The following is a 16164-nucleotide window of genomic DNA, read 5'->3' on the forward strand; positions in this document are numbered from 1 at the left end:
TTTAGTTGCATGGTACTTTAATTCAATTATTACAAACCTGTTTCTTTTCAAGTATAAAAAATGGAACCATATCATTAAAATTTTTATTATAATTTTTTCAAATAGTCTGTTATTAGTATTATTTATTTTTTTGAGTGCTTTTATTTCCCAAACCTTCCATCTTGAAAAAGAATACAATTACCTGTTATTGATAGTCAGGGGTATTATAAGTATATCCATAATATACCTTATTCAATATACGTTGAACATGAACGCAAAAAACCAGGCTGTTCTATTGCAAAATCAAATGCTTAAAACTGAAAATATTCGAGCACAATTTGAGATTCTAAAGCAGCAAATTAGTCCCCATTTTTTATTTAATTCTCTTTCCTCACTGCGTTCAATGATACGCTCATCAAATAAAAATGCAGAGAATTTTCTAATAAAGTTATCCGATATTTATAGGTTGTTATTAGCAAACAAAGAAATAGTCACCATTACTTTGAGAGAAGAACTAGAATTTATTGAAAATTATTCGTTTTTGCTATTTGCTAGGTATGAGGACATGTTACGCATAGACATTGAAATTCCTCAAGATGTATTGAATTTTAAAATCCCAACTTTTACATTGCAGTTGCTTTTGGAGAATTGTGTAAAGCATAATATCGTTTCCAAAGAAAATCCATTGAATATAAAAATTTATGAATCAGGAGCTAAAAGAATCACTATTGAAAATAATTTACAACAAAGAATAAGCATAGGGGAGGAATCTGGCATTGGTCTGCAAAACCTTACTAAAAGATACGATTTATTGGGTGTTTCTGATGGTGTTCAAATATTTTCTGATGAAACTGTTTATCGAGTAAATATTAAATTGCTTGACTCATGAAGATTTTAATCATTGAAGATGAGCCACATAATGCTCAAATATTGAGTGAAATTATTGTGCAGTTAAAACCGAATTCAATTATTCTTGAAACTCTAGAAAGTGTTGAACAAGCAGTAAAATATCTTTCTAATCATAACAATACACCCGATTTAATTTTTTCCGATATTCAATTGGCAGATGGGCTTAGTTTTGAAATATTTTCAAAAATTAAGATAAAGTGTCCGATCATTTTTTGTACTGCTTACGACCAATATACCCTACAGGCATTCAAAACCAATGGCATAGAATACATTTTAAAACCAGTAAAAGAGGAAGATATAGAGGCTGCATTTATAAAATACGACACATTAAAAGAATCGTTAAAGCCTGACAATGAAATTGTTCATCTTTTAAAAAAAACATTCAGTGAAAAGAAAAATTATAAAACATCAATCTTAGTTCATTACAAGGAAAGTTTTATACCTATTGCTGTTCATAAAATTGCTTTTTTCGTAGTTGAAAATGAAATCCTTTATATTCAAACATTGGATACTCAGCGATATCCTGTTTTTAAAACGATTTCCGAAATAGAGTCCTCTATTGACCCTTCCTTGTTTTTTAGAATTAACCGACAAGTTTTACTAAATAAGAATATTATCAAAGAGATTCAACCTTATTTTAATCGAAAAGTTATCATCATTACGGATAAAACAATCACAGAACAACTCATTGTAAGTCGATTAAAAGTAACCGAATTTATGAATTGGATTGAACAATCCTAGCGCAGTTCAATTCACCCTTCAATTTGTTCAATTCACACGTTTTTCATTTTTAACCACTTATTGGGTATTTAACTTTGTGTTAAAATTAAAATGCAAAGATGATGAAACACTTAGTACTGTTATTGTTACTAGTTGGCACATTGAATACTATTCAAGCCCAACAACAATCTGATAAAATTATTGGTATTTGGCTCAATGAGGATAAAACCAATAATATAGAAATTTACAAATTAGGGGATACCTATTCCGCTAAAATTGTTTGGCTTTCAAAAATGGAAAGCAATCCTAACCTGCAACCAAAAGATAAAAAAAATCCCAATAAGGATTTACGCAATAGGAATATTTTGGGGATGGATATTATTACGGGTTTGAAATTTTCTACCAACAAATGGGTTAATGGCAAGATCTATACTCCAAAAAAAGGAATGTACGCAGACTGTGAAATAGAACTACAATCCAATGGTCAACTGAAAATTATTGTTTCAAAATCTGGTTTTACAAAAACCCAAATATGGACACGAAAATGAAAAAGATAGTAAGCTTGTCATTTGTCTTAATTGCCTCGATAAGTTTGACAAAAGGTCAAAATACATTTCGTTCATTAAATGAGATTTGGTCTTATTCACTAAAAAATAACCCAGACAATTCGGTGTACCAATTGCAAGTAGAAAAAGCTTTAAAAGATAATTTGACTGCCAAAAGCTATCTGTATCCTAAAATAAATGCAGGATTTTCAGGGCAATATAACATGGAAATACCCGAAACTCCAATACCAGGCGAAATTTTTGGAAGACCAGGAGAAACCATTTTTGCCGAATTTGGGCAGACCTACAATTATACAGCAGGTCTTAGTACAAGTATCACATTACTGAACTGGCAATCGAAGTTTCAGTCAAAAATTGCGCAATCCAATGTAAATCTTGCAAAAGCAGAAAAGGATTTGTTTGAGCAGAACTTAAAACAACAACTAGCACAGGTATATTATGCAGTATTAACTTCAAAAGCAGCTGTTGATTTGTCTGAAAAAAATTTATCACTAGCCGATTCTACCCTAGTGCTAACTATAAACAGGTTTCAACAGGGATTAATTGACAATCTAACATTAAATCAGGCGAAAATTAATAAAAACAATGCTTTTGACAGATTGGAACAAAACAAGCAATATCTCTTTGAGAATGAAACCAATCTGAAAATCCTTTTAGGGATGCCCCCAACTGATACCTTTCTTTTGACCGAACAAATCCAATTTGATGAAAATGTCACTTTAGAAACTATTTCACCAAACGATTTAAATTTAACCCTTTATAAGATTCAGACTGAAAACGCTGTCTTTGCTAAAAAACAAGTCTTTTCTCGCTTTATACCTAAATTGGATATCGTTACTTACTTAGGTGGCATACAATATCAGGAAGATTTTAAATTTTCATTGAATTCAAAAGACTGGCAACCCAATAGATATATAGGTGTAAACCTTTCCATCCCAATATTTACCGGTTTTACCACCAAAAATCAATACCAATCTGCAAAGATTACCCAAAATATCGCCCAGATGAATTATGAGGAAGCGCAACGAAAATCGTCATTGAATGACAGCATTTTGTTTAACAACTATATCAATGCAAAGCATTCGGTGGAAACGGTAACTCAAAATTTGAAATTAGCAAATGAAAATGTGCAACTTGCTTACAGCAAATATTCAGAGGGGATTATAGGTCTTGATAATTACTTATCAGTATTTGACGATTATCTCACTATTGAAAACCAATATTTCAGCCGTCTGTCTGATTATTTTATAAATAAAGGAATCATTTTATCACGAAACAAATAACTAAAAATGAAAAAAGTACTCATAGTTTCGATTGTATTAATTACCATTTCTATTACTGGTTGTAAACAACAAGGATCAATACAATTATCAAAAAAAAATATTGTTGAAGCTGTTTTTGCTAGTGGTAATATTACCACAGAGCACCAATATATTGTTACATCTCAAGCAGATGGCTATTTAAGTGTATCATTTTTCAATGAAGGAGACTCTGTGAATGCAGGACAAATTTTATTCCGTATTGAAAATGAAGCACAGCTAGAGCAGCTAGAAAATGCGGAAGCAAATTATCAATATGCTAAAACAAATGTCGGTAATAATTCACCTGTTGTGGAACAATTGATAGCACAAAGAAGACAACTGAAAAACAAACTGACAACAGATTCGCTAAATTTTGTCAGGTATCAAAAGCTTGTCAAGACTGGAGCAGTAAGCCAGGTTGATTATGAAAAAGCAACAGTAAGTTATGAAAACGCTAAGCAGGACTTGGTGTCAATAAACAATCAGATTTCGGATACAAAAAACAAGCTGCAACTAGAAGTAAGCAAAAACAAAGCAAATTTAGCAGTGCAACAAAATTCATCATCGTTTTACGAAATCAATACCGAAGTGAATGGAGTGATTTTTCAAATCCAAAAGAAACAAGGAGAGTTGATAAAACGAGGAGAGTCTATCGCTGAAGTTGGCTCGGGTAAATTCATTGCAAAACTTTTTATTGTAGAAGAAGACATTAACAAACTAAAACTAGGGCAAGAAGTGTATATTGAGTTGAATACCGAGAGAAAAAAAAGCTATAAGGCTTATCTTTCAAAAATATACCCCTATTTTGATAATAAGGAGCAATCTTTTATTGCCGAAGCAACATTCAATGAACCTGTTGCGCAATTAAAATCGGGAACGCAACTTCAGGCAAATATAAAAATTAATGAAAAGGTTGATGCGATAGTACTACCAACAGAATATCTTTTACCTGGGGATTTTATCATGGACAAAAAAAATGGAAAGGTGAAAGTTACAGTGGGCATCCGAACTACAGATTGGGTTGAAATTCTTTCAGGTGCTGATAATTCTACCACCATTTTACTTCCAAAATAAATAAATTAGGATGTCAAAAACAACAAATATTCAAATTGCAAAGGTTCACCTGACCTCAAAGATATGGCAAACCTTTGTAGCTGTTTTAGGGGTAACCTTCGGGGTTTCTATGTACATCTTCATGAACAGTTTTATGAATGGTGTAAATAATGCTCAAGACGATCTGGCATTTAGTGCATTATCCCATATCCGTATTTATAATTTGGATAACAAGAATGATTACAATCCAATAGAAAGCCATTATAAAGATTCAAAAACACTCGTTACTATTCTTAACAGAAAGAATATTCAATACACTACTGGTCTAAATAACTCATCAGCTATTGTTTCATCTGTTATGAAACAACCAGAAGTAGTGGCAATTGCTCGTCAAGTGAATGCCAATGTTTTTTTCAGAGGAGGTTCAAAACAAGTCAATGGAATTATTTCTGGTGTAGAACTCAAATCTGAGGATGAATTGTTTAATACCGCCGAAACCGTTATTCAAGGGGAATGGAATAATTTATTGACCTATAAAACAGGGATTATTTTAGGAAAATTGCTGGCCGAAAAACTAGGACTCCAAATCAATAATAGTGTTAATGTGTTGACCTCTGATGGGGTTTCTAAAAATTATATTATTGTAGGCATTTTTGAAAGCAACTTAAAAACAATGGACGAAACAAAAGCCTATTTGAATATTACTGCAGCTCGTCAATTGGTGGGCAAAAATTCTGATTTTGCCAGTGATATTATGGTCAACATTAAGGACAGAGACAATACAGCATCGTTCATTCAAAAAATAGCCTCAATGATTCCTTATCAAATAGAATCGTGGCAGGAAGCTAATGAACAATTGGTAGCTGGTTCGGAACTCAGAAACATTATTGCTGTTGCAGTTTCGCTAACCATTTTATTGGTAGCAGGCTTTGGAATTTACAATATTATGACAATGACCATCAATGAGAAAATTAGAGAAATTGCCATCCTGAAAGCACTTGGTTTTTCTGGCAATGACATCATGACCATATTTTTAACACAGGCTACTGTTATTGGGCTTTTGGGTGCGCTTGTTGGAGCAATTATGGGATATGGAATCTCTTTATTGATCAATATGATACCATTTACCATTGCAGGAATGGAAACGTTGCCGATATTTTTTCGGGCTCAAGACTTTCTACTTGCAATAGTTTTTGGGATTTTAACAACACTCATTGCTGGTTATTTACCGTCTAGAAAAGCGTCAAAAATTGACCCAGTAATTATCATTCGAGGATAACATGGAAAAAACAATATCAATAGAAATCAATAATCTAATTAAGTATTTTTATGAACCTGAAAAATTTCAGGTTTTAAAAGGTCTTTCATTTACAGTACAAAAAGGAGAGTTTCTGTCTATTGTCGGAAAATCGGGTTCGGGAAAGTCAACTCTCTTATACGTGCTTTCTACTATGGATACCGATTATGAAGGAACACTGAAAATAAATGGAGATGTACTTACCGGAAAAACACAAAATCAGTTAGCTGCTTTCCGAAATGAACATATTGGTTTTGTGTTTCAATTTCATTATCTCTTGCCCGAATTCACAGCGTTGCAAAATGTAATGCTTCCTGCACTAAAATTGGGCAAACTTTCAATCGAAGAAATTGAACACAAAGCCTACGAGAGTTTAAGATTGCTTGATTTAAAAGGTCAGGAACTGAAAAATGCCAAAAGACTCTCTGGTGGGCAGCAACAAAGGGTCGCTATTGCCCGTGCACTTATTAATAGCCCATCTGTCATCATGGGCGATGAACCTACAGGAAATCTTGATACAAAAAACTCAAGGGCTGTTCAGGATATCTTTAAGCAATTGGCACAAGAGCATGGACAAACTATTATTTGCGTAACACACGACCCCGATTTTGCCAATAATACAGACAGGATTATTGAAATGCAAGATGGGCTTATTCTATCTTAAAATGGCTGTTTGCCTGTTTTTTAAGCAGCTCTTTTTTATGATATCAAAAAAAAACAAGTGAATCGATTTCAAATTATTCTTTTGGTACTACTCAGTGTACCTCTTTGCAATATAAGTAATGCTCAAGAAAGCAATGTTTTAGCCGATAAGTATTCAGTGACAATTCCAGATAATTATCAGAATCAAGGAAAATCCTATTCTTTAATTGTATATTATAAAGACAAAGCTATAGAAAGTCTATTGCAACAATATGCAAATACGAATCAAACCATCATTTTGCAATTGAACGATAGTGCAGTAAGTACTTGGGTACCCGATACTCTAAAAGTAATCATTCAGAAAACAATACATGATTTTTCAATAGCTAGAGATAAAATTTACTTATTGGTAGTGAACGAAAACATAGAAAAAACAGTAGAAATACGTAAGTCACTCAACTACTATTTTGCGGCAACTACCTATATTACCAGCAATCAGCGCACTTTCAATTTTTTTAAAGATCGCTTAAAACTAAATGACAGCGTTAAACTTTATTTTTTTGATGTCATAGATTTCAATGTTTTGGTCACCATACACCAACATTTTCTCGATAATTACTTATGGGCAATTGATATAAAAAAAGTATCAGAAGATGCCATCAGGTTTAATTTTGACAAATCCAATGACAAAGAAAATAAAAACCAGCTATCGCTAAGTTATGGTCAATGGTATTTTGATAATGCTGCCAAATCCAACAATAATACTCTTTTAGAAATTCCTAATAACATAGGTTTTTGGAATTTGTCCTTTGCAAGATACCTTTCAAAATCATTGACAGTAAAATGTAAAGTAGGAATAATCACAAAAAAGATAGAACCTCCTCGTCCCGATTTTTTTTCAGTCATTAATGGAGTCAATGTAAATATTGAAGGAGGTGGCATATTATTAATGCCAATAAGTGTTGGTATGGATTCCTATTTTTTAAAAAAACGCTTTCGTCCATTTGCGGGCTTTAGTGTAGGGATAGTCCCTACTATGTATAAATATGTTGAAGCGAAAGGGAATATATCTAATGGAATCATCAGAAATGAAATTGAATTTAATAGTAACGCACCCTTTGTTGAAGTATCAACTGGTTTTATATATCGCACAGGAAAAAATATTCAGATGGGATTAAATGCCGACTATAATCAATCAAAAGAATTTAATGAAAATATTGGCGGATACAGGGAGTTTAGTGGATTTAAAATATCGATGTTATTTTCAGTCATGTTTTAGTGATTGATGTCTCTCCGAAAGCAAGGATTTGAGCCTTAAATCCGATATCGGAGTCATTTGATATAAGACCTCATTTCACAACCTGTGTAATCACTTCACCAAGAATTAAACTAAAAATCCTATAAAACAAGAAACACTCTTTTAATTTTAACGCCTAATAAACTTAAAATCCTATTTTTACGTTCATTAGATAGGGTTTTTATATGTTTCAAAAAGTACTATTTTTTACTGTTTTATTTGTTGGATTTTCTATCCAATCACAAACGATTTCTAGCGATTTTAGAACAAAAACTTTTGAACTCAAAAAAGACAGCCTTCAACTGGATTCTGTTGCCATCAATCCTCAAAAATTCTTGGTGTTGGACAGCTTGAAAAAACCAATTCCTACTCTTGAATATGTTATTGATTTTAGCAAAGCTTTATTAATTATCAATTCAAAAAAATATTCAATAATCACCGTGAGTTATTTCAGAATTCCTGATTTTATCACCAAAATTTATTCCCCTTTTGATGAAAATCGCATTTTGCCAAACACCAATAATAATGGCATTTTATACAGTGTAACCACCAATAAAAAACAAGAAGAAGTGGTCCTTTTTGAAGGTTTGCAAACTCGTGGTTTTATCACAAGAGGCATCACTTCTGGAAACAATCAAAATGCAGTGACAAATGCTTCTCTGGATTTAGAAATCTCAGGAAAATTGTCAGAAAACACCAGTTTAAGAGCGAAAATTTTTGACACCAATATTCCCATTCAACAAAATGGATATTCTCAAAATTTGACAGATTTTGACCGAATTTTCATTGAAATGTACAGCAAAAATTGGCGTGTAAAAGCGGGCGACATTGCACTCGAAAATACCGAAAGTATGTTTATGCCCATCAACAAACAAATTGCTGGTTTGCAGGTAGAAGCGAACATCAATGAAAATTTTAAAATTGCGGCTTCAGGGGCTGTTGTCAGAGGAAAATTTAACAACTTTCGTTTTACAGCTGTGGAAGGAAATCAAGGTCCGTATAAACTTTTTGGTGCCAATAATGAAGCCGCGATTTTGATTATTGAAGGTAGTGAACGCGTATTTGTAAATGGAGTTCAAATACAAAGAGGAGAAAACAAAGATTTCATCATCAATTATAATTTGGGAGAAATTATTTTCAACACCAAATTTCCCATCACCAATGACATGCGAATTGTGGTTGAATTTCAATATGCGGAACGAAATTACACACGATTTGTGACATTTGAAGAAGCTGTTTATAAAGGCGAAAAGTTTGAAATCAGTGGATTTTTCTATTCTGAAAATGACGCAAAAAATCAACCTTTACAACAAAGTTTGACAAATGAACAAAAGGAAATTTTAGCAAATGCAGGTAATGATACAGATGCCATGTTTGCAGAAAGTGCTTTTATAGACACGTTTGATGACAACAAAATTTTATACAAAAAAACGATTCAAGGAACTACTGAAATTTTCGAATATTCTCAAAATCCGAATGACGAGTTGTATTTTGTGAGTTTCTCAAATGTGGGTCAAAATAATGGTGATTATCAGTTAGATAGAACCACTGCCATTGGAAGTATTTTTGTGTTTGTGGGCACAAATCAAGGTGATTTTAGTCCAATAATCAAATTAATTCCCCCAAATAAATTTCAAACATTTGTGGTGAAATCAGCATATCAAGCTTCAGAAAAAACACAAATCAATACTGAAATTGCCATTTCTAACAATGATAAAAACTTATTTTCTAGCAAAGATGACAACGAAAATGTGGCTGTTGCAGCAACAATTGGCTGGCAACAAACCTATATTGATAAAAAATGGCAATTGAAAAGCAACCTCAATCATCAATTTGTGCAACGTAATTTCTTGACGATTCAACGTTGGGAACCAATTGAATTTAACAGAGAATGGAATATTTTGACAAATTTGCCTACCAAAAACTTCTTTCAATCTGAAATTATTTTGCAAAAAGCAGCACAACATTTTTTGTCCTATAAATTCCAAAATTTGCAATATACAGATGCTTATAAAGGAAATAAAAACGAAATTCTGGCAAAATTCAATCTAAAAAATACGACTTTTTACGCCAATGGAAGTTTTTTAACAAATACCTCAACACTTGAAGACAATGCGTTTTATGTGGCAAAAGCGAAAGTAGAACATCGTTTTCAAAAATCTTGGGTTGGTGCTTTTGTGAATTTCGAAAACAACTCACGAAAAGACATTACAACCAATCAATTTGTCAACACCAGTCATCGTTTTAAAGAATATGAAACCTATATTGGCATTGGAGATACTGCAAAGATTTTTAGTAAAATTGGTGTGAATTTTAGAAATAATGACAGTATAAAATCGAATCAATTTGCAGAAATCAATAACCGAAAAACGTTTTATATAGACAGCAAACTCATCAAAAATAAATTTACAAATTTGAGTGTTTTTGCCAATTATAGAATCACCCAAAATAATTTTACGGAAGATGAAAAAACATTGAATTCACGAGTGGTTTTCAATCAAAAATTGTTTGATAATTTCGTGAATGTAACGACCATTTATGAAACTTCTTCTGGAAATGTTGCCAGACAAGATTATGTGTATGTAAAAACGGAACCTGGTTTGGGTTTTTACACTTGGATTGATTATAATGAAGACGGAATTCAAGATTTTAACGAGTTTGAAATCGCCTTATTTCAAGACCAAGCTGAATATTTGCGCTTGCCAAAACCGAATTTGCGATTTATTGCCACTCAAAGAGCTAGTTTTCAGCAAACTTTAACTCTCAATCCAAAAAATTGGGCTGAAAAAACAGGGCTGAAAAAGTGGCTTTCTCATTTTTACAACAGCACTTTTTTAACGGTTGAAAACGAGCAAGAAAGAGTTGGAAATTCGTTTCAATTGAATCCTTTTGATGTGAATAGCAGTGCTTTGATTGGATTGAATTATAACTTCAAAAACAGTTTGTTTTATCACAAAGATTTGCAAAATCACAGTGTAACGTTTACCTATGGAGATTCGCAATTAAAACAACAGTATTTTATTGGAAATCAAGAAAATAAAATCAATTTGCATCAATTGGATTATGCGCATAAATTCGCTGATTTTTGGCTGATTGATTTGATGGGGAAACTCACAAATATTGATTTAATTACAGAAAATTTTGACGACAGAAATTATGAAATTGATTCCTATGAAATAGCACCAAGAATTAGTTTTTTATATAGCAAAAACAATCGTTTTTCAGCATTTTATCATTACAATAACAAGCAAAATAATCTTCCAAATTTAGAGCAATTGAAACAGCAGAAATTCGGAATTGAATACTTTTATTTGGGTGAAAATAGCAATCAAATTTCAGCCAATGTAACCCTGTTTTTGAATGATTTTCAAGGAAATGTAAATTCGCCAGTAGCGTATCAAATGTTAGAAGGTTTGCAAGCTGGAAAAAATTATACTTGGAATGTATTGTTTAATAAAAAATTGAATGCATTCTTAAATTTGCAATTAAATTATTTGGGAAGAAAAAGTGAGAATTCGAAAACAATCCATACTGGAAATGTGCAATTACGTGCGATTTTTTAGTTAAATTAACACAAACAATCATTATTATTCAATTATATTATTTAATTTTGAACCCGAAATGATAAGAATAATTGCAATTTTATTATCAAACTTAGTACTTCTACAAAGTTTGCACATTGATTTTAAAGATATTAACAAAGTTAGTGCCTTAATTGATCATGCGCAATTTCATCAAGAAAAATATGGTGATAGTTTCGTTGAATTTTTATACGATCATTATATTGATCAAGAAATTGCATTAAATCAAAATCATAAAGAACATCAAGACCTCCCTTTTAAACAAGGTGTTAACCATTTTAATCACTTAGTTTCCATTTTGGAAATAAATCCAACTGTATTTAAATTAAGAATACCTAACAATTCCTTTTCAAAAAAGAATTTTTTTTATAAGGAATCTTACTCTGAATCCGTAAAACCCGCCATTTTCCAACCGCCCAAATTCGCATAATTTATTTTAGAAAAAGGAACCTGTAAAATAATTCGGGTTATATTTATATCTATTATTTATTATCAATTATGTTAGAAAAAATTATCAAATTCAGCTTACAAAATAAGCTGATCATATTCATATTTATTGCGTTTGTCATTGGTTTCGGGATTTTTTCATTGACCAAAATTCCAATTGGTGCTGTGCCTGATATTACCAATAATCAAGTGCAAGTAATTACCACTTCACGAAATCTTTCTACGCAAGATGTAGAACAATTTATCACCTATCCAGTTGAATTGGAAATGGCAAATTTGCCTGGCGTTGAAGAAATTCGCTCGGTTTCAAAATTTGGTTTATCAGTAGTAACCATTGTTTTTACGGATGAAATTGGCACGTATTTGCCAAGGCAATTGATTGCTGAAAAAATAAAATCTGCCACTGAAAAAATTCCACAAGGATTTGGAACACCAGAAATGGGGCCAATTACTACAGGTTTGGGAGAAATTTACCAATATATTTTGGATGTAAAACCGGGTTACGAAAATCGCTATTCAACAGCAGATTTACGCACACTTCAAGATTGGATTGTAAAGCGTCAATTATCGGGAATTCCGGGTGTTGTTGAAATAAATACTTGGGGTGGGCATTTAAAACAATACGAAGTTGCCATCAATCCTGAAAAATTGACTGCGATGAAAATTTCTGTTTCAGAAATTTATGATGCACTTGAAAAAAATAACAGTGTTGCAGGTGGAGGTTATATCGAAAAAACCAATGAAACCTATTTTATTAGAGGTGAAGGTTTGGTAAAAAGCTTGGAGGATGTTGGAAATATTGTAGTAAAAAATGACGGAAATCCAATTTATATTAAAGATGTTGCCAAAGTAGGATTTGGAAGTGCCACTCGTTTTGGAGCCATTACTGGAAATGGTGAAGGTGAAAAAGTGTTGGGACAAATCATGATGCTGAAAGACGGAAACTCAAAGCAAATTATTGATGCTGTCAAAGAACGAGTTGCCGAAATTCAAGGTTCTTTGCCTGAAGGCGTTTACATCAACGGATTTTTAGAACGAAGCGAATTGATTGCAAAAACTACTTTTACAGTTTCCGAAAACTTGATTTTGGGTTCGTTGATTGTGATTTTTGTGGTGGTCTTATTGCTCGGAAATTTTCGTTCAGGATTGGTGGTTGCTTCAGTAATTCCATTGAGTTTATTATTCGCAATTTCGTTAATGTATCTTTTTGGAGTTGACGCCAATTTGATGAGTTTGGGTGCAATTGACTTTGGAATTATCATTGATGGAGCTGTGATTATTGTGGAGTTTATTGCCTTTCGGATCATGAGGGAAAGTGAGAAACTTGGCATTCTTTCTAAAGAAGCAAAACAAGATGAAATAGATGCAATTACGCTAAAAAGTGCTTCAAAAATGATGAACTCTGCGATTTTTGGACAATTAATCATCTTAATCGTATTTATTCCCATTTTATCTTTAAGTGGTGTTGAAGGAAAAATGTTCAAACCAATGGCAATGACTTTTAGTTTTGCTTTGATTGGTGCTATGATTTTTTGTGTGACCTATGTTCCTGTATTTTCCGCTTTGTTTTTAAAACCTGAAAAACCTAGTGATAAAAATATTTCAGTTCGATTGATGAAAATTTTATACACCTTGTATAAACCGTCAATTCATTGGGCATTGCTAAACAAAAAAATAGTAGTTGGTTTGGCAGCCTTTATGTTGCTTTCAAGTGTTTGGTTATTCAGCAGAATGGGAGGCGAATTTGTGCCGACTTTAGATGAAGGAGATTTTGTGATTCAACCCGTTTTAAAAACAGGAACATCCTTAGGAAAAACCATTGAGATTACCACAAAAATCGAACAAATTTTATTGAAAAATTTTCCGGAAGTTGACCAAGTTGTGAGTAGAATTGGTGCTGCAGAAGTGCCAACAGACCCAATGTCTATGGAAGAAAGTGATGTAATTATCAAACTAAAACCCAAAAAAGAATGGACAAGTGCTGCAAGTAAAGACGAATTGGCAAACAAATTTAAGGAGGCTTTATCTGTAATTCCTGGGTTGGAAATCGAATTTACACAACCTATTGAAATGCGTTTCAATGAATTAATTACAGGAGTTAGAGCAGATGTTGCTGTGAAAGTTTTTGGAGAAGATTTGTCAATTTTGGCAAAAAAAGCGGATGAAATCAAGAAATTAATTCAACATGTAGCAGGTGCTTCCGATATTATTGTGGAAAAAGTGGAAGGTTTGCCTCAAATGAGTGTTCACTATCATCGTAGTAAAATAGCAAGATATGGATTGAATATTGCTGACATCAATCAACTGATTTCTATGGGATTTGCAGGGCAAGTTGCAGGCAATGTTTTTGAAGGTGAAAAACGGTTTGATTTGGTGATGCGTTTTGATGAAAATCATCGAAAAAATTTAGAAAGTTTACAAAATTTATATGTTGATACGCCTACTGGAAACAAAGTTCCTTTGAGTGAATTGGCTAGTATTCAATACACGACAGGTCCTGCAAAAATTTCAAGAGATGATACCAAACGTAGAATTGTTGTCGGAATTAATGTGAGAGATCGTGATTTACAATCGGTAGTGGATGATGTTCAAAAAATACTTGATGAAAAATTGAAATTGCCTGTAGGTTATAGTGTTACGTATGGAGGGCAATTTGAGAATTTACAAAGTGCCAAAGCACGTTTGATGGTGGCTGTTCCTATTGCTTTGACATTGATTTTTTTACTGTTATATTTTGCATTTGGTTCCGTAAAAGAAGCATTGTTGGTGTATTCTGCCATTCCACTTTCGGCAGTTGGCGGAATTTTGTTGTTGTGGTTGCGTGATTTGCCCTTCAGTATTTCTGCTGGAGTTGGATTTATTGCGCTTTTTGGAATCGCAGTTTTAAACGGAATTGTATTGATTGAACATTTCAAAGAACTCAAAGAAGAAGGTATGGAAGACATTGAAGAACGGATTAAAAAAGGCACCAAAGAACGTTTGCGTCCTGTGTTGTTAACAGCTGCTGCTGCTGCTTTAGGATTTTTACCCATGGCTATTTCAACCAATGCTGGTGCAGAAGTGCAACGTCCGTTAGCGACTGTAGTTGTTGGAGGTTTGATTTCTGCAACTGTGTTAACGATGATTGTTTTGCCAGTTTTGTATGCTTGGTTTGAAGAAAAAAAATCAATAAAAGTGAATAAAAATCTACTGTTACTTTTCATTGGATTTTGCTCGTTTTTCCCAATAAATGCCCAATCAAAACTGACAATTGATGAAACGCTCCATTTGGCTTTAAAAAATAATGCCCATTTAAAAGCTGCATTTTCAAAAGTGAATGAAAATAAAGCATTGATTACGAGTGCTTTTGAATTCGATAAAACATCCATTTATTATAGTTTTGATGAGAATAATTTAGCTGTAAATGATTTGCCAATCAGAGTTTTTGGAATTGCACAAGATTTCAAATTCCCCACTTTTTATTTTGCAGATAAAAAAGTAAAAAAAGCACAATTGAGTATGGAGGAAACCAATTATAACATTGCTTTTCAACAACTGCAAAAAGAAGTGTATGCCAATTATTATCAATTGAGTTATGCAAAAAACAAAGCAAAAACCTATCAGTATTTAGATAGTTTGTATCAAGATTTTGCAAAAAAATCAGAAAGAAGATTTGAATTGGGCGAAACCAATTATCTAGAAATGATTACTGCAACATCAAAACAAAAACAACTAGAAACGCTTTACAAACAGGCTTTGCAGGAAGTAATTCTGTCAACAGAAAAGCTGAAAAGCGTGGTGCAAGTTGATACCGTAGAAATTGCAGATGGAATATTACAAAAAATTCCATTGCAGCAATTGACAATCAATGAAAATTTGGGGGTACAATATTTTGAAAATGCCAACAAATTTCAAAATGCTTTGTACAAAAAAGAACTCCAAAATTTATTGCCAGATATCAGTTTAGAATATTTTCAAGGAATCAATAAGCAATTGAATACTTCATTGAGAGGGTATCAAGTTGGCTTGAAAATTCCGTTGTTTTTCTCAGGAAATGCTTCCAAAATCAAAGCTTCCAAAATTGCTCAAAACACCATTTTTGAACAACAACAAGATTATAAAGTGAAATTGAACAGCAAATACAACTCACTTTTGGCAACCTTGAAACAGCATGAAGAAGCCATTCATTATTATGAAACGCAAGGAAAAAATCTGACAAAAGAAATCATCAAAACTGCCAATCGGACTTTTTCTGAAGGCGAAATTGATTTTTTTCAATACATCCAAAGTTTGGAAACTGCCAAAGATATTGAATTGTCTTATTTAGACAATTTAAACGCTTATAACCAAACCGTTATCAACATTAATCACCTTATTTTAAACCTATTTTAAC

11 protein-coding genes are annotated in these 16164 nt (G+C 32.6%); all 11 read left to right on the top strand.

Annotated features, from left to right (window positions below; translation table 11 throughout):
* Window positions 1–247: 247 nt before the first annotated feature.
* The 11 genes from IU405_RS03790 to IU405_RS03840 all read left to right on the top strand — a co-directional run bounded on the left by IU405_RS03790 (window position 248) and on the right by IU405_RS03840 (window position 16163).
* Window positions 248–868: a sensor histidine kinase gene (locus IU405_RS03790; protein WP_197437274.1), complete on the top strand. Its 621-nt coding sequence runs from the start codon at window positions 248–250 to the stop codon at window positions 866–868.
* Entirely contained in the window at window positions 865–1629 is a 765-nt protein-coding gene (locus IU405_RS03795; protein WP_197437275.1) for a LytR/AlgR family response regulator transcription factor, read from the top strand. Before IU405_RS03790 ends, IU405_RS03795 begins: the two co-directional genes overlap by 4 nt.
* Before the next feature lie 101 nt (window positions 1630–1730).
* Window positions 1731–2156: a DUF2147 domain-containing protein gene (locus IU405_RS03800; RefSeq protein WP_197437276.1), complete on the top strand. Its 426-nt coding sequence runs from the start codon at window positions 1731–1733 to the stop codon at window positions 2154–2156.
* A complete protein-coding gene (locus IU405_RS03805; protein WP_197437277.1) occupies window positions 2153–3457 on the top strand; it encodes a TolC family protein in 1305 nt (434 codons plus the stop codon). Before IU405_RS03800 ends, IU405_RS03805 begins: the two co-directional genes overlap by 4 nt.
* 6 nt (window positions 3458–3463) lie before the next feature.
* Entirely contained in the window at window positions 3464–4549 is a 1086-nt protein-coding gene (locus IU405_RS03810; RefSeq protein WP_197437278.1) for an efflux RND transporter periplasmic adaptor subunit, read from the top strand.
* 10 nt (window positions 4550–4559) lie between these two features.
* The gene (locus tag IU405_RS03815) at window positions 4560–5807 is read left to right on the top strand and encodes an ABC transporter permease (protein ID WP_262894630.1); all 1248 of its coding nucleotides are present in this window, start codon (window positions 4560–4562) and stop codon (window positions 5805–5807) included.
* 1 nt (window position 5808) lies between these two features.
* A complete protein-coding gene (locus IU405_RS03820) occupies window positions 5809–6489 on the top strand; it encodes an ABC transporter ATP-binding protein (protein WP_197437280.1) in 681 nt (226 codons plus the stop codon).
* A 57-nt stretch (window positions 6490–6546) separates the two neighbouring features.
* The gene (locus IU405_RS03825) at window positions 6547–7746 is read left to right on the top strand and encodes a hypothetical protein (protein WP_197437281.1); all 1200 of its coding nucleotides are present in this window, start codon (window positions 6547–6549) and stop codon (window positions 7744–7746) included.
* 203 nt (window positions 7747–7949) lie between these two features.
* On the top strand, window positions 7950–11327 hold the full coding sequence (locus tag IU405_RS03830; protein WP_197437282.1) for a hypothetical protein: 3378 nt from the start codon (window positions 7950–7952) through the stop codon (window positions 11325–11327).
* Between the two features lie 58 nt (window positions 11328–11385).
* Window positions 11386–11775, top strand: coding sequence for a hypothetical protein (locus tag IU405_RS03835; RefSeq protein WP_197437283.1), 390 nt, complete (start codon window positions 11386–11388; stop codon window positions 11773–11775).
* A gap of 68 nt (window positions 11776–11843) precedes the next feature.
* Window positions 11844–16163: a CusA/CzcA family heavy metal efflux RND transporter gene (locus IU405_RS03840; protein WP_197437284.1), complete on the top strand. Its 4320-nt coding sequence runs from the start codon at window positions 11844–11846 to the stop codon at window positions 16161–16163.
* Window position 16164 lies beyond the last annotated feature (1 nt).

It is taken from the genome of Polaribacter sp. BAL334, from assembly GCF_015767435.1.
Lineage (GTDB): Bacteria > Bacteroidota > Bacteroidia > Flavobacteriales > Flavobacteriaceae > Polaribacter.

Bases quoted from the DNA above. Each gene is read 5' to 3' on its own strand.
- IU405_RS03790 (WP_197437274.1), top strand. From the start codon at position 248: ATGAACGCAAAAAACCAGGCTGTTCTATTGCAAAATCAAATGCTTAAA.
- IU405_RS03795 (WP_197437275.1), top strand. From the start codon at position 865: ATGAAGATTTTAATCATTGAAGATGAGCCACATAATGCTCAAATATTG.
- IU405_RS03800 (WP_197437276.1), top strand. From the start codon at position 1,731: ATGAAACACTTAGTACTGTTATTGTTACTAGTTGGCACATTGAATACT.
- IU405_RS03805 (WP_197437277.1), top strand. From the start codon at position 2,153: ATGAAAAAGATAGTAAGCTTGTCATTTGTCTTAATTGCCTCGATAAGT.
- IU405_RS03810 (WP_197437278.1), top strand. From the start codon at position 3,464: ATGAAAAAAGTACTCATAGTTTCGATTGTATTAATTACCATTTCTATT.
- IU405_RS03815 (WP_262894630.1), top strand. From the start codon at position 4,560: ATGTCAAAAACAACAAATATTCAAATTGCAAAGGTTCACCTGACCTCA.
- IU405_RS03820 (WP_197437280.1), top strand. From the start codon at position 5,809: ATGGAAAAAACAATATCAATAGAAATCAATAATCTAATTAAGTATTTT.
- IU405_RS03830 (WP_197437282.1), top strand. From the start codon at position 7,950: ATGTTTCAAAAAGTACTATTTTTTACTGTTTTATTTGTTGGATTTTCT.
- IU405_RS03835 (WP_197437283.1), top strand. From the start codon at position 11,386: ATGATAAGAATAATTGCAATTTTATTATCAAACTTAGTACTTCTACAA.
- IU405_RS03840 (WP_197437284.1), top strand. From the start codon at position 11,844: ATGTTAGAAAAAATTATCAAATTCAGCTTACAAAATAAGCTGATCATA.